Here is a 17,510-nt window from a genome sequence, read left to right on the forward strand (position 1 = left end):
AACGGCGGCCCTTCGAACCGGACTGATCACACCGTAGCGAGCCGCTCCGGCCCTGCCAACCGGTTTTTCACCCGGGGCGTTGACCTTCCACGCCCCGGAACGGGGCCTCCGGATCCTTCACCGCCCGCCGCCCGCCGCCGCCCACCGGCGTCCACCGGCGTCCACCGCCGTCCACCGGCCGTCCACCGGCCGTCCACGGACCGGACACCGCCGCGGACGCGGACCTCGGCCTCAGCGCTGCTGGTCCCACGGCGGCCGGGGCGGGTGCCCGGGCAGCGGACGCTCCGGCGGCGGCGCGGTCGGCCGGTCGCTGTCCGGCGGCGGCGGGGCCGGCCGGTGGTGCGGGCCGCCGCGCGCGGTGAGCCGGGCCCGCACGTTGTCGGCGGCCAGCACGTCGGCCCAGCGCTCCGGGTACTCCGAGGGGACGTCCACGTCCTCGCCGTCGTCCTCCCAGGACTCCTCCTCGGCGCCCTCCGCGAGACCCAGCTCGCGCGCCCGCCGGGCCCGCTCGACGGCGCGGCGGGCGGCCACCTCGCGGACCACCGCGGCCGCCGCCTCCTCGTGGGCGCGCTCGTTCTCGGCGCGCGCGTCGGCGGTCTCCAGCGTGGGCCAGCGGCGGTCTATGGCGGCGTTCATCGCGGCGCCGATCAGCACCGCGAGCGCGACCACGAAGATCCACAGCAGCACGGCCACCGGCGCGGCCAGCGAGCCGTACGCCGAGCGGCCCTCCACCGAGCTCACCAGGTAGAACCGGAGCCCGACGCTGCAGAAGACCAGGACGACCAGGGCCACCAGGGCGCCGGGGATGTCTTCGCGCCACGGGGTGGAGACCGGCACGGCCAGGTGGTAGAGCGTGGTGAGGGAGACGATCAGCAGCAGGATCGCGACCGGCCAGTAGAAGGCGTTGACCACCGACGCGAGGCCGACGCCCACCGCGTTCTGCACCAGGCCCGGACCGGCCAGCAGCAGCGGCAGCACCAGCGAGCCGATCACCAGCGCGCCGAGGTAGAGGCCGAGCGACATCGTCCGGGTCTTGACGATGCCGCGCTTGCCGTCGAGCCCGTACATCACCGTGATGGTGTCGATGAAGATGTACAGCGCGCGCGAGCCGGACCAGAGCGAGAGCAGGAAGCCGAGCGAGACGAGGTCCGGCCGCCGGTGGTTGAAGACGTCGTCCAGCAGCGGGACCACGACCGCCTTGACCGACGAGTCGGTGAGGACGGTCCCGGAGGCCTTGAGGATGTCCTGCCGCAGCGAGTCGATGGTGCCGGCGCCGACGAAGTCGTCCAGGTAGCCGAGCGTTCCGGCCAGGCAGAGCAGCAGCGGCGGGATGGAGAGCAGGGTGAAGAACGCCGCCTCGGCGGCGAGCCCGGTGACCCGGTACTCGACGCACGTGTTGGTGGTGTCCTTGACCAGGGCCCAGGCGGTACTGCGCCAGGTGACCTGCTTGGCCGCCCGCCGGGAGCCCTTGCCCCGACGACGGGAGGGCCGCTCGGGGTTCGGTCTCGTCGTCTCGCCTGCTGCTTGCACAGGCCCAACGTTATCGGGCCGGGGCCGGTCCCTTGATCTCCGGACCGCCGAGCGGCGACGGCGGGCCGAAAGCGGGGAGCGGCGGGAACGCTCGGTTGTCTCGTGATTCGAAACCAACGCGTCCACAATACGGACGTTAGTGGACCGCGAGTCATGCGCCGTGCGAATCTCTTGCCATGCCAAGCGCCGGAACCACCCTGGTAGGTCGACTCCACGTCGACCTCCTCCGCGTGTCCAGCGCCATCTGTCCGGTGACCTGAGCCCACCCCGCGACACCCACCGCACCCGGCGCCCACCACCCCCGCCGCAACCGCCGAAGCGGATGCGCAGGCGCCCGCCCGGCCCCGGTCACTGCTCTCCCGGCCCTGAGAACCCCGCAGGTCACAGCAGCACCGAACCGCCGAGCACGCACCGCGACCGACCCGGCGTCAGAGCCACCTGCCCCGAAGGACTTCACCATGGCCACCACCCCCGAGACTGCCGAGCCCACGGCCGACGGCGCCGCCGCGCGCCGCCCCGTCGCGGCCCGCAAGGCGACCCGCCACCGCGGTGAGGGCCAGTGGGGCATGGGCCACTTCACTCCTCTGAACGCCAACGAGCAGTTCAAGAAGGACGACGACGGTCTCAACGTGCGGACACGCATTGAGACGATCTACGCGCACCGCGGCTTCGACTCGATCGACCCGGCGGACCTGCGCGGCCGGATGCGCTGGTGGGGTCTCTACACCCAGCGCAAGGAGGGCATCGACGGCGGCAAGACCGCGATCCTGGAGCCGCACGAGCTGGACGCCGAGTACTTCATGCTCCGCGTCCGCATCGACGGCGGCCGGCTGACCGTCGCCCAGCTCCGGGCGATCGCCGAGGTGTCCGAGCTGTACGGCCGCGGCACCGCCGACCTGACCGACCGCCAGAACGTCCAGTACCACTGGATCCGGATCGAGGACGTCCCGGCGATCTGGCAGAAGCTGGAGGCCGTCGGCCTCTCCACCACCGAGGCCTGCGGCGACACCCCGCGCGTCATCCTGGGCTCCCCGGTGGCGGGCATCGCCGAGGACGAGATCATCGACGGCACCCCCGCCATCGAGGAGATCTACCGCCGCTTCATCGGCAACCCCGAGTTCTCCAACCTGCCGCGCAAGTTCAAGTCCGCCGTCTCCGGCTCCCCGCTGCTGGACGTCGCGCACGAGATCAACGACATCGCCTTCGTCGGCGTGAACCACCCGGAGCACGGCCCCGGCTTCGACCTCTGGGTCGGCGGCGGCCTCTCCACCAACCCGAAGCTCGGGGTGCGCCTGGGCGCCTGGGTCCCGCTGGACGAGGTCGCGGACGTCTACGGCGGCGTGATCGGCATCTTCCGCGACTACGGCTACCGCCGCCTGCGCAACCGCGCCCGGCTGAAGTTCCTGGTCGCCGACTGGGGCCCGGAGAAGTTCCGTCAGGTGCTGGAGGACGAGTACCTCAAGTACCGGCTGGTGGACGGCCCCGCGCCGGAGGAGCCCAGCGGCCGGTGGCGCGACCACGTCGGCGTGCACCGGCAGAAGGACGGCCGGTACTACGTCGGCTTCGCCCCGCGGGTGGGCCGGGTCAACGGCAAGCTGCTCGGGCGGATCGCCGACCTCGCCGCCGAGCACGGCAGCGACCGCCTGCGCACCACCGCCGAGCAGAAGATGCTCGTCCTCGACATCGCCGAGGACCGGGTCGAGTCGCTGGTGGCCGGCCTGGAGGCGCTGGACCTGCGGGTCAACCCGTCGCCGTTCCGCCGCGGCACCATGGCCTGCACCGGCATCGAGTACTGCAAGCTCGCCATCGTCGAGACCAAGGAGCGCGGCCGCACGCTCATCGACGAGTTGGAGGAGCGCCTCCCGGACTTCGACGAGCCGCTCACCATCAACATCAACGGCTGCCCGAACGCGTGCGCCCGGATCCAGGTCGCCGACATCGGTCTCAAGGGCCAGCTGGTCACCGACGAGAACGGGGACCAGGTCGAGGGCTACCAGGTCCACCTGGGCGGCGCGCTCGGGCTGGAGGCCGGGTTCGGCCGCAAGGTCCGCGGCCTCAAGGTCACCAAGGACGGCCTGCCCGACTACGTCGAGCGCGTGCTGACCCGCTACCGGGCCGGCCGCACCGAAGGCGAGCGCTTCGCCCAGTGGGCGGCCCGGGCCGACGAGGAGCAGCTGTCATGAGCGAGAGAGCGGCACCGTTCTTCTGCCCGTACTGCGGGGACGAGGACCTGCGCCCGTCCGAGGCCGGGCACGGCGCCTGGGAGTGCCACGGCTGCCGCCGCGCCTTCCAGCTGAAGTTCCTCGGCCTGCTGTCACCGACCAACGGGGGTACGCCACGTGACCGGCACGACGACTGACCACCGGGCGGCGGCGGAGAAGGCCGGCCGCGAGCTGGAGGAGGCGACCCCGCAGGAGATCCTGCAGTGGGCCGCCGACACGTTCGGCAAGCGGTTCTGCGTCACCTCCTCCATGGAGGACGCCGTCGTCGCCCACCTCGCCTCCTCGGTGCTGCCCGGCGTGGACGTGGTGTTCCTGGACACCGGCTACCACTTCGCGGAGACCATCGGCACCCGGGACGCGGTGGCGGCGACGATGCCGGTCAACGTCATCACCCTCACGCCGCGGCTGACCGTGGCCGAGCAGGACGCCGAGTACGGGCCGAACCTGCACGACCGCGACCCGGACCTCTGCTGCTCGCTGCGAAAGGTCGAGCCGCTGAACCGCGGACTCGGCGGGTACGACGCCTGGGCCACCGGACTGCGCCGCGACGAGTCCCCCACCCGGGCGGACACCCCGGTGGTGTCCTGGGACCCGAAGCGCCGCAAGGTCAAGATCGCCCCGATCGCCCGGTGGACGCAGGAGGACGTCGACGCGTACGTCGCCGCCCACGGGGTGCTGCTCAACCCGCTGCTGTGGGAGGGCTACACCTCGATCGGCTGCTCGCCGCTGTCCTGCACCCGCAAGCCGGCCGAGGGCGAGGACGCCCGGGCCGGCCGCTGGTCCGGCTCCGGCAAGACCGAGTGCGGCATCCACCTCTGATCCCCCGCTGATCCCCCACCACCCCCCTCCTGGAGACCCCACCGTGACGACAGTCCACACCCCGGCCGCCGACGGAGCCGCAGAGGCGGCCCCCGCGGCCGCCCCCTGCGAGCGCGGCGCCACCGTGTGGCTGACCGGGCTGCCCAGCGCCGGCAAGACCACGCTGGCCTTCGCCCTGGCCGAGCGGCTGCGCACCGAGGGCCACCGGGTCGAGGTCCTGGACGGCGACGAGATCCGCGAGTTCCTCTCCAAGGGCCTCGGTTTCACCCGCGAGGACCGGCACACCAACGTCACCCGGATCGGCTTCGTCGCCGAGAAGCTGGCCGCCAACGGGGTCAAGGTGCTCGCCCCGGTGATCGCCCCCTACGCCGACTCCCGCGCCGCGGTCCGCGCCCGGCACGCCGCCAACGGCACCGCGTTCCTGGAGATCCACGTCGCCACCCCCGTCGAGCTCTGCGCCGAGCGCGACGTCAAGGGCCTGTACGCCAAGCAGGCGGCCGGCGAGATCTCCGGCCTCACCGGCGTGGACGACCCCTACGAGGCCCCGGCCGACCCGGAGCTGCGCCTGCAGACGCAGGGCCGCGCGGTCGCCGAGTCCGCCGCCGAGCTGCACGCCTTCCTGACCGAGAGGGGCCTCGCATGACCACCGCGACCGACAGTCCCGTTCACACCGACGCCCGGGACGGGAGTTCCGGGGGCCCCTTCGCGCTGTCCCACCTGGACGTGCTGGAGGCCGAGTCGGTGCACATCTTCCGCGAGGTCGCGGGGGAGTTCGAGCGCCCGGTGATCCTCTTCTCCGGCGGCAAGGACTCCATCGTCATGCTGCACCTGGCGCTCAAGGCCTTCGCCCCCGCGCCGATCCCGTTCTCCCTGCTGCACGTCGACACCGGCCACAACTTCCCCGAGGTGATCGCCTACCGCGACCGCGTCGTGGCCGAGCACGGCCTGCGCCTGCACGTGGCCCACGTCCAGGACTTCATCGACGACGGCCGGCTGCGCGAGCGCCCCGACGGCACCCGCAACCCGCTGCAGACCGTCCCGCTGCTCGACGCCATCGAGGGCAACCGCTTCGACGCCGTCTTCGGCGGCGGCCGCCGCGACGAGGAGAAGGCCCGCGCCAAGGAGCGCGTCTTCTCGCTGCGCGACGAGTTCGGCGCCTGGGACCCGCGCCGCCAGCGCCCCGAGCTCTGGTCCCTCTACAACGGCCGGCACGCCGTCGGCGAGCACGTCCGGGTCTTCCCGCTCTCCAACTGGACCGAGCTGGACGTCTGGCAGTACATCGAGCGCGAGGGCATCGAGCTCCCGGAGATCTACTACGCGCACGAGCGCGACGTCTTCTCCCGCAACGGCATGTGGCTGACCGCCGGCGAGTGGGGCGGCCCCAAGGACGACGAGCCGGTCCAGCGCCGCCTGGTCCGCTACCGCACCGTCGGCGACATGTCCTGCACCGGCGCCGTCGACTCCGACGCCACCGACATCCAGGCCGTCATCGCCGAGATCGCCGCCTCGCGCCTCACCGAGCGCGGCGCCACCCGCGCCGACGACAAGCTCTCCGAGGCCGCGATGGAAGACCGCAAGCGCGAGGGATACTTCTAATGAGCACCACCACCGAGACCGGCGCCACGTCCCTGCTGCGCTTCGCCACCGCCGGCTCCGTCGACGACGGCAAGTCCACCCTGGTCGGCCGCCTGCTGCACGACTCCAAGTCGGTGCTGGCCGACCAGCTGGAGGCCGTCGAGCGCGTCTCGCTGGGCCGCGGCCAGGAGGCGCCCGACCTCGCGCTGCTCACCGACGGCCTGCGGGCCGAGCGCGAGCAGGGCATCACCATCGACGTCGCCTACCGCTACTTCGCCACCCCGCGCCGGCGGTTCATCCTCGCCGACACCCCCGGGCACGTGCAGTACACCCGGAACATGGTGACCGGCGCGTCCACCGCCGAGCTCGCCGTCGTCCTGGTCGACGCCCGCAACGGCGTGGTCGAGCAGACCCGCCGGCACGCGGCCGTCGCCGCCCTGCTGCGGGTGCCGCACGTCGTGCTGGCCGTCAACAAGATGGACCTGGTCGACTACGCCGAGCCCGTCTTCGCGGCCATCGCCGCCGAGTTCACCGCCTACGCCGCCTCGCTCGGCGTCAAGGACGTGGTGGCGGTGCCGATCTCGGCCCTCGCCGGCGACAACGTCGTCGAGCCGTCCGCCCACATGGACTGGTACGGCGGCCCGACCCTGCTGGAGCACCTGGAGACCGTGCCGGTCGGCAGCGACCCCGGCGTCGAGCCGGCCCGCTTCCCGGTCCAGTACGTGATCCGGCCGCAGACCGAGGAGCACCCCGACTACCGCGGCTACGCGGGCCAGCTGGCCTCCGGCGTGCTGCGCGTGGGCGACGCCGTCACCGTGCTGCCCTCCGGCCACACCACCACCGTCACCGCGATCGACGCGCTCGGCAAGGAGACGGACATCGCCTGGGCCCCCCAGTCGGTCACCGTCCGCCTCGCCGACGACATCGACATCTCCCGCGGCGACCTGATCGCGGCCGGCCCGGCCCCCGTCCCCACCAAGGACGTCGAGGCCACCGTCAGCCACCTCAACGAGCGCCCGCTGCGCGCCGGCGACAGGGTGCTGCTCAAGCACACCACCCGCACGGTCCGCGCGCTGGTCAAGGAGATCTCCTACCGCATCGACATCGACAGCCTCGAACAGCGCTCCGGCGCCGAGGGGTTGAACGTCAACGACATCGGCCACGTGGTGCTGCGCACCGCCGAGCCGCTGGCGCTCGACAGCTACTCCGACAACCGCCGGACCGGCTCGTTCCTGCTGATCGACCCGGCCGACGGCACCACGCTCACCGCCGGCATGGCGGGCGAGGCGTTCGACACCGTACGCACCGGTGCCCCCGAGGCACCCGACGAGGAGGACTGGGTCTGATGCCCATCGAGGCGTTCTCGGGCATGGACAAGGAAGGCGGCCGCATCGGCAGCGGCGTCCTCGGCAGCGGCCAGGGCGGCCTGACCCGATGTGTGGGCCGACAGGGCTGAGAACGCCCTGTCACCGGACCGGCCGCCGTCCCTCCCCACCCGTCGGAACAGCAGCGCCGATCCGGCTTGCCCGGCATCCCCCGATGCCGCAAGCACCACCTTGACCGACTTCCCTCCCGAGACCGTCCCCTGACGGTCCGTCCGTGAACAGGACTCCTGCCATGGCACCGAACCGGCCCCTCCCGCACGCCTCCGCCCCGCATACCCCCGCACACCCGGCCGCCGGCCGGATCAGACGCACCGCCGCTGCCGCCCTGGCCGGCCTGACCGCCGTGACGCTGCTCTCCGCCTGCGGCTACGGCTCGAAGAGCGCGGACAAGGCGTCCGCCTCCGCCGCCCCCGCCGGGGGTGCGTCCTCGGCGGCCTCCGGCGCGAAGCTCTCCGCCGACACCGTGAAGATCGGCTACTTCGCCAACCTGACCCACGGCACCGCCCTGGTCGGGCTGCAGGAGGGCCTCTTCCAGAAGGAGCTCGGCAGCACCCAGATCAAGACCCAGGTCTTCAACGCCGGCCCGGCCGAGATCGAGGCACTGAACGCCGGCTCCATCGACATCGGCTGGATCGGCCCCTCCCCGGCGATCAACGGCTACACCAAGTCCGAGGGCAAGTCGCTGAAGATCATCAGCGGTTCGGCCTCCGGCGGGGTCAAGCTGGTGGTCAACCCGGACAAGGTCGCCTCCCTGGACGACCTCAAGGGCAAGAAGATCGCCACCCCGCAGCTGGGCAACACGCAGGACGTGGCGCTGCTCAACTACCTGGCCGGCAAGGGCTACAAGGTCGACGCCCAGTCCGGCGCCGGCGACGTCTCCGTGGTCCGCTCGGACAACAAGGTCACCCCGGACGCCTACAAGCAGGGCTCGATCGACGGCGCCTGGGTGCCCGAGCCGACCGCCTCCAAGCTGGTCACCCTCGGCGCGAAGGTCCTGCTCAACGAGAAGGACGTCTGGCCGGACAAGAAGTTCGTGATCACCAACATCATCGTCTCGCAGAAGTTCCTGGGCGAGCACCCGGACGTGGTGGAGGCCGTGCTGCGCGGCTCGGTGGCCGCCAACGCCTTCATCAAGGCCAACCCGGAGAAGGCCAAGGCCGACGCCAACGAGGCCATCAAGAAGGAGGCCGGCAACGCCCTGGAGCCGGCCGTCCTCGACCCGGCCTGGGCCGACGTCGACTTCCTGGACGACCCGCTGGCGGGCACGCTGCAGGCCGAGGCCGACCACGCCGTCACCGCGGGCCTGCTCAAGAAGCCGAACCTGAACGGGATCTACGACCTGACCCTGCTCAACAAGGTGCTCGCAGCCTCGGGCCGGAGCCCGGTGGCGGACGCCGGACTCGGCAGCAAGTAGCCCCGCCCGCGGCGACCCCGCGCCGCCGCGGCCAAGCCCCGCGGTCCGGAACCCCGCCCGCCCGGTCGATGCCCGATCGATGCCCCAGCTACGGGACGGGCGGGGGCCGGACCCCGGTCCCCGACTTCGCCACCCTCCCTCCGACCCCGCCGACCGGCCGGAGGAACCTGACCGCCACCAGCCTTCGGCTGGGAGGTGTCCCCAGATTCAGGAGGTGCCCATGACCCCGGCACTGACCACCACGGAAGACGCCCCGCGCACCGAGGCCGTGGACGGATCGCCCGCCGTCCGGATCTCGCACGTGCACAAGTCCTTCGGGCGCGCCGGCGCGCAGACCCACGTCCTGGACGACATCACCCTGGACGTCGCGCCCGGCGAGTTCGTCACGCTGCTCGGAGCCTCGGGCTGCGGCAAGTCCACCCTGCTCAACCTGGTCGCGGGCCTCGACCGGCCCACCGCGGGCACGATCGAGGTGCCCGGGGGTCGCCCCGCGCTGATGTTCCAGGAGCACGCGCTGTTCCCCTGGCTCACGGCCGGCAGGAACATCGAGCTCGCCCTCAAGCTCGCCGGCGTCCCGCGCACGGAGCGCCGGCCCGAGGCCGAGCGCCTGCTGGAACTGGTCCGCCTCGCCGGCTCCTACGGCAAGCGCGTGCACGAGCTCTCCGGCGGCATGCGCCAGCGCGTCGCGATGGCCCGCGCCCTCGCCCAGGGCGGCTCGGTGCTGCTGATGGACGAGCCCTTCGCGGCCCTCGACGCCATCACCCGGGACGTCCTGCACGACGAGATCACCCGGATCTGGGCCGAGCGCAAGCTCTCCGTCCTGTTCGTCACCCACAACGTGCGGGAGGCCGTCCGGCTCGCCCAGCGCGTGGTGCTGCTCTCCTCCCGCCCCGGCCGGGTCGCCAAGGAGTGGCGGATCGACCTGCCGCAGCCGCGCCGGATCGAGTCCGCCGGCGTCGCCGACCTGTCCATCGAGATCACCGAAGAACTGCGTGGGGAGATCCGCCGCCATGGCCAGCACTGACACCGCCCCCGCCGCGAGGACGTCGGCGGCCGTCGGCGCGGACACCGCCGACGTCGGCGCCGGCCTGGACGCGCTGGACGCCGTCTCCGCACCGCGCCGCTCGCTCGCCGAGGCGCTGCGGCAGAAGGCACTGCCGCCGCTGCTCGGCGCCGTCCTGGTGCTCGCCCTCTGGCAGGGCGCCTACAGCCTGCACCTGACCAGCGAGTACAAGCTGCCCAGCCCGCTCGACGTCTGGCACGCCGCCGAGGACCTCTGGAGCGCGGGCACGCTGTTCTCGATCATCTGGACCAGCGTCTGGCGCGGCCTGTCCGGCTTCCTGGTCGCGCTCGCCATCGGCACCCCGATCGGTCTGCTGGTGGCCCGGGTCCGTCCGGTCCGGGCCGCGCTCGGGCCGGTGCTCTCCGGCCTCCAGTCGTTGCCCTCGGTCGCCTGGGTACCGGCCGCCGTCATCTGGCTCGGCATCAATGACTCGATGATGTACGCCGTGATCCTGCTCGGCGCCGTCCCGTCCATCGCCAACGGCCTGGTGGCCGGCATCGACCAGGTGCCGCCGCTGTTCCTGCGCGCCGGCCGCACCATCGGCGCCACCGGCCTGAACGGCGCCCGGCACGTCCTGCTGCCGGCCGCGCTGCCCGGCTACCTGGCCGGCCTCAAGCAGGGCTGGGCCTTCTCCTGGCGCTCGCTGATGGCCGCCGAGCTGGTCGCCTCCTCCCCCGACCTGGGCCTCGGCCTCGGCCGCTACCTGGAGAACCAGCGCGAGTTCTCCGACATGGCGGGGGTGCTGCTCGGCATCCTGCTCATCCTCTTCGTCGGCATCGCCATCGAGCTGCTGGTGTTCACCCCGGTCGAGCGCCGGGTCCTGCGCAACCGCGGCCTGCTGGCCGCCGTCAAGTGAGGCGGCTGCCGTGTCCGAAGGCCGCCGGCTGACCGCCGCCCCCGCCACCCCCGTGGCGGCGGGCGGCCCCGCCCTGCTGCTGATCGCCCACGGCAGCCGCGACCCCCGGCACGCCGCGACGGTGGCCGCCCTGGTCGAGCGGGTCCGCGCGCTGCGCCCGGGGCTGGAGGTGGCCACCGCCTACCTCGACCACTGCGCCCCGCGGATCCCCCGGGTGGCGGCCCGGCTCGCGGAGGCCGGCGCCGCGGCCGTCGCCGTGCCGCTCCTGCTCAACCGGGCCTTCCACGCCAAGCACGACATCCCCGCCGCGCTGCGGGCCTGCGGTGCGGCCCTCCCCGTCGCCGACGTGCTCGGACCCTCGCCGCTGCTGCTCGCCGCGCTGGACCGGCGGCTCGCCGAGGCCGGGCTCGACCTCGGCTCCCCCGCCGTCCGGGCGCGCACCGGCGTCGTCCTCGCCGCGGCCGGCTCCTCCGACCCGGCCGCCGACGCCGCCACCCGCGCGGTCGCCGCCGAGTGGCGCCGCACCCGCGGCTGGGCCGCCGTCGAGGTCGCCTACGCCTCCGCCGCCGGCCCCCGCGTCCCGGACGCCGCCGCCGCCCTGCGCCGCGCCGGCGCCGCCGAGGTGGCCGTCTCCCCCTACCTGCTCGCCCCGGGCCGCCTCCCCGACCGCATCGCCGAGGCCGCCGCCGGCTCCGCCGACCTCCTCGCCGACGTCCTCGGTGCCGCCCCCGAGGTCGCCGCCCTCCTCCTCACCCGCTACGACCGGACCCGGCGGGTGGTGGCGGCGGCCCCCGCCCTCACCGCCTGACCGTCCGGCGGCTCGTCCGGCGAACCGCCGGACGCAGCGGGCCCGGTCCCCCCTCGGGCGAGGGGAGACCGGGCTTCGCCGTGCTCTCAGGCTCGTACCGTCAGGTCCGCATCAGACCGGCAGGTGCCAGAGCTGGTTCGCGGTGCCGTTGCAGTCCCAGATCTGCACGGTGTTGCCGTTGGTGGTGTCGTAGCCCCGGATGTCCAGGCAGCGGCCGGACTTCGTGTTGACGATCGCGCCGTCGCCGCGGACCCACCACTGCTGGGCGATGTTGCCGTTGCAGGGGCCGGTGTGCACCTGGGTGCCGTTACCGGTCCGGCCGTCCCAGATGTCCAGACAGACGCCGACGGCGCGGATGGTGCCGTCGGCGCCGATCTTCCACCGCTGGTTGACGTTGCCGAGGCAGTCCCAGATCTGGGTGGGCGTCTTGTTGGCCATGCTGCCGCCGCGCACGTCCAGGCACTTGCCCGCGAGGCCGGTGACCTGCCCGACCGGGCCGGCCGGGACGGGGGATCCGAACGAGACGCCGCCGCCCCACCACATGCCCATGCCGAAGCAGGCCGCGGTGGCGGTGCCGTCACCCCTGACCGTGCCGCTCCACGCCTGCGAGAAGGTGTACATGTTGGTGTTGAAGTCCCAGGTCGCGCAGGTGCCCCCCACGCTCCAGGTCTGCATCGGGTCGAGGCCGGTACAGGTGGCGGACGGGCCCGACTCGGTGCAGCTCCCGACACCGCCCGGACCCGGGACGGCCGTGGCGGACTGCACGGACTGCACGGCCGCGGGGGCCGGCGTCTCGGCGGCACCGGCGGCCGGCGCGGTGGTGAGCGCGGCGGCCCCCACGAGCAGGGCGGTGGCGAACAACGTGGCGGTACGGCGCATTCGGGATGTCCTTGGGAGTGAGGGTGATCCGGTCGACGGGACTGCCGCGGTCATCACGCGGGCACGTGCCAGAGCTGGTTGGCGGTGCCGTTGAAGTCCCAGATCTGCACCAGGGCGCCGTTGGCGGTGTCCCAGCCCCGGACGTCCAGCACGCGGCCGGACTGCGGGTTGACGATCGCGCCGTCGGGACGGGCCCGCCACTGCTGTGCGCCGGTGCCGTTGCAGTCGTAGATCTGCACCGACGTGCCGTTGCCCGTGCGGCCGCCCTGGACGTCCAGGCACTTGCCGACGGCGCGGATGGTGCCGTCGGAGCCGATCCGCCAGTTCTGGTTGACGTTGCCGAGGCAGTCCCACATCTGGATGGGGGTGCCGTTGCTGCTGGAACCGCCGCGCACGTCCAGGCACTTGTTCACGTAGCCGGTGATCGGACCGGTCGGCCCGGACGGGGGCGTGGGGCCGAGCGCGATGCCCTGTGACCAGATCGTCTCCATCGAGCCGCACCACGCGGTGCTGGTGCCGTTGCCGGTCACCCACCCGCTGCTGTAGGCCCCGGTATAGGTGGGGATGCCGTTGGCGCTCCAGCTCTGGCACATGGCGCTGACCCGCCAGGTCTGCATCGGGTCCATGCTCGTGCAGGTACCGGTGGCGTCCCACATGGTGGAGGTGACGGTGCAGCCCGCCGGATCGGCGGCCTGCGCGCCGGTGGGAACGGACGGCGCGGTCTCGGCGGCACCGGCGGCCGGCGCGGTGGTGAGCGCGGCGGCCCCGGCCAGCAGGGCGGTGGCGAACGACGTGACGATACGACGCACGGGGGAAGCTCCTTGAGGAAGGGGTGAGGGGGGTGGTCCGGTCAGGCGGGGACGTGCCAGACCTGGTTCGCGGCGCCGTTGCAGTCCCAGATGCCCAGCTGGTTGCCGTTGGTGGTGGAGAAGCCCAGGTCGTCCAGGCAACGGCCGGACTGCGGGTTGAGGATCGAACCGTCCGCCCGGACCCGCCACTGCTGCGCGCCGGTCCCGTTGCAGTCGTAGACCTGCACCCGGGTGGCGTTGCCCGTGTGGCCGCCCTGGACGTCCAGGCACCTGCCGAGGGCGCGGATCGTGCCGTCGGTGCCGACCTTCCACCGCTGGTTGACGTTGCCGAGGCAGTCCCAGATCTGGACGGGCGTGCCGTTGGCCGCGCTACCGCCGCGCACGTCCACGCACTTGCTCGCGTAGCCGCTGATCTGGCCGACCGGGCCGGCCGGGACGGGAGACCCGAACGAGACGCCGCCACCCCACCACATGCCCATACCGAAGCAGGTCGCGGAGCCAGTGCCGTCACCGGTGTACCAGCCGGCGTACGCAGGCGAGAAGGTGTACATGTTGGTGTTGAAGTCCCAGGTCGCGCAGGTGCCCCCGATGGTCCAGGTCTGCATCGGGTCGAGGCCGGTACAGGTGGCGGACGGGCCCGACTGGGTGCAGCTCCCGACACCGCCCGGACCCGGGACGGCCGTGGCGGACTGCACGGCCGCCGGGGCGGGGGCGGGACTCTCGGCGGCGCCGGCGGCCGGCGCGGTGGTGAGCGCGGCGGCCCCCGCGAGCAGGGCGGTGGCGAACAGGGCGGCGGTTCTGCGCATGGGGAAGCTCCTGAGGAAGACGTGAGAGTGGTCCGGACGGCTCGACCGCCGGTCCGGTGGGACTCGACCGCGCGAGCGGTCAGGCGGGGACGTGCCAGACCTGGTTCGCGGCGCCGTTGCAGTCCCAGATGCCCAGCTGGTTGCCGTTGGTGGTGGAGAAGCCCAGGTCGTCCAGGCAACGGCCGGACTGCGGGTTGAGGATCGAACCGTCCGCCCGGACCTGCCACTGCTGCGCGCCGGTCCCGTTGCAGGAGTAGAGCTGGACCTTGGTGCCGTTGGCGGTGCTGCCGCCGGCGACGTCCAGGCACTTGTTGAGGGCGCGGATCGTGCCGTCCACGGCGATCTTCCACTGCTGGGCGCCGGTGCCGTTGCAGTCGTAGATCTGGACCGGCGTGCGGTCGGAGCTGCTGGCGCCCTTCACGTCGACGCACTTGTCCGCGTAGCCGGTGATCTGGCCGACCGGGCCGGCGGGCTGGGCGGGCAGCCGGCCGCCGTAGACGACGCGCGGGAAGAGCACGGTGTCGTTGATCCCGCAGGAGGCGACCGACGTGCCGTCACCGGCCACCGGGAAGCCGTTGACGGGCCGGGAGAACTGCACCGTGTGGTCGGCGTTCCAGTACTGGCAGGTGGCGGTGACGTACCAGGTCTGCAGCGGGTCGATGCCGGAGCAGACGCCGTAGGCGTTCCAGCCGCCGGTGTAGGCGTAGCACCCCCCGGCGGCCTGGGCGTTGACGGCCGGTACGGCGAAGGTGGCGGCCGCGCCGAGCAGAGCGGCGCCGGAGAGCAGTGCGGCGGTGCGACGCATCGGGAAGGTCCTTCCGGAGACGGTGAACCGGTCGACCCGCGTTCCCGTGAACCGTGATGACGGTGCGACAGTTGTGCAGGCCGCGTGAAAGTCTCGGGTGCGACGTGTTCACGGTCAACGGGGGAGGGTGGAGATCACGCCACCGGTACGTCCACGGACGGAAGGTGTACGGAGCGGGCCGGCGCACGGCCGAGCAGGCCGGAGGGGCCGCCGATCCGGCCGGAATGCGCACGGCCCGGCTCCCCCGCAGGAGGGGAGCCGGGCCGTGGTCGGACCTGGAAGGGCTCAGTCGGCCTTGCGGCGCTGGCGGCCGGTGCCGTAGTTGGAGCCGGACTTGGAGCCGCTGCCGGGCTTGGGGCGGCCCGAGGCGCGGCCGATGAAGCCGGCCGCCTGGTGCCGCTCGCCCTGGGCACCGCCGATGCGCTGCTTGGGGCGGGGGCGGCGCGGGTTGCCGTTCATGTCGACGTCGGCGGGCAGCCCGGAGCGCTTGCCGGGGCGGCGGCGCGGGGCGCCGGCCTTGCCCTCCGGCTTGGCCTCGGCCGGCGCGGCCTGCACCGGCACCGCCAGGGTGACGGGCACGCCGCTCGGGGTGCGGGCACCGGTGATCCGGGCGAGCTCGGCGTCGCCCGGGCGGATCTTGGTGGTGGTGGGGCGGATGCCGGCCACCGTCATCAGCCGGTTGACCTCGCGCCGCTGCTCCGGCAGGACCAGGGTGACCACGGTGCCGGACTCGCCGGCCCGGGCGGTGCGGCCGCCGCGGTGCAGGTAGTCCTTGTGGTCGATCGGCGGGTCGACGTTGACGACCAGGTCGAGGCCGTCGATGTGGATGCCGCGGGCGGCGACGTTGGTGGCGATCAGCGCGGTGACGTGGCCGTCGCGGAACTGGTCGAGCACGCGGTTGCGCTGCGGCTGGGACTTGCCGCCGTGCAGGGCGGCGGCCTTCACGCCGTTGGCGAGCAGCTGCTTGGCGAGGCGGTCGGCGCCGTGCTTGGTGTGCACGAACATGATCAGCCGGCCCTCGCGGGAGGCGATGTGCGCGGTGGCGGACGCCTTGTCGGCGGGCTCGAGCTGGAGCAGGTGGTGGTCCATGGTGGTCACCGCGCCGGCCGACGGGTCCACCGAGTGGGTGACGGGGTCGGTCAGGAAGCGCTTGACCAGACGGTCGACGTTGCGGTCCAGGGTGGCGGAGAAGAGCATCCGCTGCCCGCCCTCGGCGACCTGCTCCAGCAGCTTGGTGACCTGCGGCAGGAAGCCCATGTCGGCCATCTGGTCGGCCTCGTCCAGGACGGTGATCGCCACGTCGGAGAGCCGCACGTCGCCGCGGTTGATCAGGTCGTCCAGTCGGCCCGGGGTGGCCACCAGCACCTCGGCGCCGCGGCGCACCGCGTTGGCCTGCCGGGTGATGGACATGCCGCCGACGACGGTGGCGATCCGCAGGTTGACGGCGGTCGCGTACGGGGTGAGCGCCTCGGTGACCTGCTGGGCCAGCTCACGGGTCGGGGTGAGGACGAGCGCCAGCGGGTGCCGGGCGTCGGCGCGCCGGCCGGCCGTGCGGGCCAGCAGCGGCAGGCCGAAGGCGAGGGTCTTGCCGGAGCCGGTGCGGCCGCGGCCCAGCACGTCACGGCCGGCGATGGAGTCCGGCAGCGTGGCGGCCTGGATCGGGAACGGCTCGGTGACGCCCTCACGGGTCAGCGCGGCGAGGATGCCCTTGGGGAGGTCGAGCTCGGCGAAGCTCGCGGCCGGCGGGCGGGCCGGGGTGCCCTCGACGACGGTGAAGTCGGCGGGCGCCTGGACGGCGGCGCGCGGGGCGCTGCGCCGGGGGGTGCGGGGGCCGTCGGTGCGGGCGCCCCCGGTGGTGCGGGCGGCGCCGCCGCGGCTACGGGGCTTGCGGGTGCGGTCGCCGTCGCGCGAGGGGCGGGCAGGGGTGGTCACGGAGTCTCCGTCCGGTGGTGGGCCCAGCCCGGTGCGGGCTGGTCGGCCGTCGGAGTGGAGTGCGCCGCCCCGGCCGTTCGGCGGCATGGGCGAGGGCCCGCACCGTGCGGTGCGGGCCCTCGCCGCGCGAGTCAGCTGGGAGGCTGACGTCAGCCGATGATGGTGATGTTCTCGGCCTGCGGGCCCTTCTGGCCCTGGGTGACGTCGAACTCGACCTTCTGGCCCTCGACCAGCTCACGGAAGCCCTGAGCCTGGATGTTCGAGTAGTGGGCGAACACGTCGGCGCCGCCACCGTCCTGCTCGATGAAGCCGAAGCCCTTTTCGCTGTTGAACCACTTCACGGTGCCGGTAGCCATAACCGTCTCCTCTAAAACTGGGGCATCAGGGCCCACACCTCGTGGACCCCAAGTAGCCGCGATCCCCATCCGGAGACTGAAACACCGGACAAAACAAATGCGCCTGTTGGTTGGAACCAGCAGGCGCACACAAACGTTCATGGGAACCAAAACTGCAACTGCTTCGACTGTAGCACGCCACCACCCCGGTTGACCGGGGGATTTCCACCGGACACGTCACGTTTGCAAACTCGCGGAACGGGGCAGGCGGC

18 protein-coding genes are annotated in these 17,510 nt (G+C 73.0%); 11 read left to right on the forward strand and 7 right to left on the reverse strand.

The window, feature by feature from the left end; translation table 11 throughout:
- Positions 1-231 precede the first annotated feature (231 nt).
- Complete coding sequence (locus MCM47_RS01425) at positions 232-1,530, reverse strand: YihY/virulence factor BrkB family protein (protein WP_238740111.1); 1,299 nt, start codon at positions 1,528-1,530, stop codon at positions 232-234.
- 176 nt (positions 1,531-1,706) lie between these two features.
- On the opposite strand from MCM47_RS01425, the gene MCM47_RS43940 reads away from it, so the two are divergent.
- The 11 genes from MCM47_RS43940 to MCM47_RS01480 all read left to right on the forward strand — a co-directional run bounded on the left by MCM47_RS43940 (position 1,707) and on the right by MCM47_RS01480 (position 11,672).
- Positions 1,707-1,790, forward strand: a complete 84-nt coding sequence (locus tag MCM47_RS43940; RefSeq protein ID WP_310593185.1) for a putative leader peptide — start codon at positions 1,707-1,709, stop codon at positions 1,788-1,790.
- Positions 1,791-1,988: 198 nt separating this feature from the next.
- Positions 1,989-3,713: a nitrite/sulfite reductase gene (locus tag MCM47_RS01430; RefSeq protein WP_305067929.1), complete on the forward strand. Its 1,725-nt coding sequence runs from the start codon at positions 1,989-1,991 to the stop codon at positions 3,711-3,713.
- Positions 3,710-3,889, forward strand: a complete 180-nt coding sequence (locus MCM47_RS01435) for a hypothetical protein (protein WP_238740113.1) — start codon at positions 3,710-3,712, stop codon at positions 3,887-3,889. Before MCM47_RS01430 ends, MCM47_RS01435 begins: the two co-directional genes overlap by 4 nt.
- Positions 3,870-4,571 (forward strand): phosphoadenylyl-sulfate reductase, encoded by a 702-nt coding sequence (locus MCM47_RS01440; protein WP_238740115.1) that lies wholly within the window; start codon positions 3,870-3,872, stop codon positions 4,569-4,571. The genes MCM47_RS01435 and MCM47_RS01440 overlap by 20 nt, the downstream gene beginning before the upstream one ends.
- Before the next feature lie 43 nt (positions 4,572-4,614).
- Positions 4,615-5,214 carry an adenylyl-sulfate kinase gene (gene cysC, locus MCM47_RS01445; protein WP_308222269.1) on the forward strand — a complete coding sequence of 200 codons (600 nt, stop codon included), beginning with the start codon at positions 4,615-4,617 and terminating at the stop codon, positions 5,212-5,214.
- Positions 5,211-6,167 (forward strand): sulfate adenylyltransferase subunit CysD, encoded by a 957-nt coding sequence (cysD, locus tag MCM47_RS01450; RefSeq protein WP_238740117.1) that lies wholly within the window; start codon positions 5,211-5,213, stop codon positions 6,165-6,167. Before cysC ends, cysD begins: the two co-directional genes overlap by 4 nt.
- Positions 6,167-7,492, forward strand: coding sequence for a sulfate adenylyltransferase subunit 1 (locus MCM47_RS01455; RefSeq protein WP_238740119.1), 1,326 nt, complete (start codon positions 6,167-6,169; stop codon positions 7,490-7,492). The genes cysD and MCM47_RS01455 overlap by 1 nt, the downstream gene beginning before the upstream one ends.
- A gap of 271 nt (positions 7,493-7,763) precedes the next feature.
- Complete coding sequence (locus MCM47_RS01465) at positions 7,764-8,945, forward strand: aliphatic sulfonate ABC transporter substrate-binding protein (RefSeq protein ID WP_238740123.1); 1,182 nt, start codon at positions 7,764-7,766, stop codon at positions 8,943-8,945.
- 220 nt (positions 8,946-9,165) lie between these two features.
- On the forward strand, positions 9,166-9,969 hold the full coding sequence (locus tag MCM47_RS01470) for an ABC transporter ATP-binding protein (RefSeq protein ID WP_238740125.1): 804 nt from the start codon (positions 9,166-9,168) through the stop codon (positions 9,967-9,969).
- Positions 9,956-10,864, forward strand: a complete 909-nt coding sequence (locus MCM47_RS01475) for an ABC transporter permease (RefSeq protein WP_238740127.1) — start codon at positions 9,956-9,958, stop codon at positions 10,862-10,864. The genes MCM47_RS01470 and MCM47_RS01475 overlap by 14 nt, the downstream gene beginning before the upstream one ends.
- A 10-nt stretch (positions 10,865-10,874) precedes the next feature.
- The gene (locus MCM47_RS01480; RefSeq protein WP_238740129.1) at positions 10,875-11,672 is read left to right on the forward strand and encodes a sirohydrochlorin chelatase; all 798 of its coding nucleotides are present in this window, start codon (positions 10,875-10,877) and stop codon (positions 11,670-11,672) included.
- 111 nt (positions 11,673-11,783) lie between these two features.
- On the opposite strand, the gene MCM47_RS01485 is transcribed toward MCM47_RS01480, so the two are convergent.
- The 6 genes from MCM47_RS01485 to MCM47_RS01510 all read right to left on the reverse strand — a co-directional run bounded on the left by MCM47_RS01485 (position 11,784) and on the right by MCM47_RS01510 (position 17,259).
- The gene (locus tag MCM47_RS01485) at positions 11,784-12,551 is read right to left on the reverse strand and encodes a ricin-type beta-trefoil lectin domain protein (protein ID WP_238741452.1); all 768 of its coding nucleotides are present in this window, start codon (positions 12,549-12,551) and stop codon (positions 11,784-11,786) included.
- A gap of 53 nt (positions 12,552-12,604) precedes the next feature.
- Positions 12,605-13,360 (reverse strand): RICIN domain-containing protein, encoded by a 756-nt coding sequence (locus MCM47_RS43115; protein ID WP_238740132.1) that lies wholly within the window; start codon positions 13,358-13,360, stop codon positions 12,605-12,607.
- 41 nt (positions 13,361-13,401) lie between these two features.
- Entirely contained in the window at positions 13,402-14,166 is a 765-nt protein-coding gene (locus MCM47_RS41540) for a ricin-type beta-trefoil lectin domain protein (protein ID WP_255751566.1), read from the reverse strand.
- Between the two features lie 79 nt (positions 14,167-14,245).
- Positions 14,246-14,971, reverse strand: coding sequence for a ricin-type beta-trefoil lectin domain protein (locus MCM47_RS01500; protein ID WP_238740134.1), 726 nt, complete (start codon positions 14,969-14,971; stop codon positions 14,246-14,248).
- A gap of 285 nt (positions 14,972-15,256) precedes the next feature.
- Positions 15,257-16,990: a DEAD/DEAH box helicase gene (locus tag MCM47_RS01505; protein WP_374209044.1), complete on the reverse strand. Its 1,734-nt coding sequence runs from the start codon at positions 16,988-16,990 to the stop codon at positions 15,257-15,259.
- A gap of 62 nt (positions 16,991-17,052) precedes the next feature.
- Entirely contained in the window at positions 17,053-17,259 is a 207-nt protein-coding gene (locus MCM47_RS01510; protein ID WP_238740138.1) for a cold-shock protein, read from the reverse strand.
- Positions 17,260-17,510: the final 251 nt, after the last annotated feature.

The sequence above is a fragment of the Kitasatospora sp. A2-31 genome (assembly GCF_022288725.1).
Taxonomy (GTDB): domain Bacteria; phylum Actinomycetota; class Actinomycetes; order Streptomycetales; family Streptomycetaceae; genus Kitasatospora.